This is a genomic window from Ruania rhizosphaerae (assembly GCF_009805705.1).
Taxonomy (GTDB): domain Bacteria; phylum Actinomycetota; class Actinomycetes; order Actinomycetales; family Beutenbergiaceae; genus Ruania; species Ruania rhizosphaerae.
The window spans coordinates 1-691 of record NZ_VSMB01000039.1 but is presented as its reverse complement, the minus strand read 5'-3'; the positions used below and the strand labels follow the sequence as shown (position 1 = coordinate 691).

The 691-nt window shown below is 70.3% G+C and carries 2 protein-coding genes; both read left to right on the top strand.

What is annotated here, in order from left to right; translation table 11 throughout:
- On the top strand, positions 1 to 197 hold a 197-nt coding region (locus FV560_RS20460; protein WP_235020257.1), incomplete at its 5' end, for a hypothetical protein.
- The coding region (locus tag FV560_RS19965; protein ID WP_200837858.1) for a hypothetical protein at positions 190 to 691 on the top strand (502 nt) is incomplete at its 3' end. The genes FV560_RS20460 and FV560_RS19965, both read left to right, overlap by 8 nt.

Genomic DNA, 691 nt, shown 5'->3' with positions numbered 1-691 from the left:
CCAGGAACCGCCTGGCAGTCCTGCATCAGCGGGGGCGAGTACCCACCCCCGAGGCTGAGGCCGACGCGCGCCGCGCCCTGACTGTGGCAGTGCTTGAGCGTGCCATCACTGAGCGGCTTACAACGGGCCCAAAGCTGCGCCCCGAGCAGGTGCGCCACCTGAGCGCGCTGCTGAACGATGGTGCGCACCGTGGCTGAAAACGAGAAGCGCCGCCCGACCAGGGGCGGCGCAACGGCGGAGAAGACCACCGAACTCGATACGGCGAAGCCTACCGGGACCAGTGACCCGGTGGCACGTGCGCTATCTGTCTCGACGGCGGGGACCGCCGAGGCGAAGACCTGGACGCCGGGCACGGTCACGTGGGCCGAGGTGCAGGCCTGGGCTGAGAAGCCGCGTAAGGGCCAGAAGGATGGCCCCTGCTACGTGCTGGGGCGACTGGACGGGAAGCACCGCTCGAAGGATGCGGTGGTCTCGCGTGGGGTACTGACCCTGGACGCCGACTGGCTGACCCCCACCGACCGGGACGACCTGCTGGACCAACTGCGGGAGGCAGGCTGGGCGGCGGTGGTCTACAGCACGGCCAGCACCACCGCCGAAACTCCGAGGTTGCGGGTGCTGGTGCTGCTGGACCGCGACGCCACGCCCGAGGAGTACCGCCTGCTGGTGCGGGTGCTGATGCACCGCCTGGGCC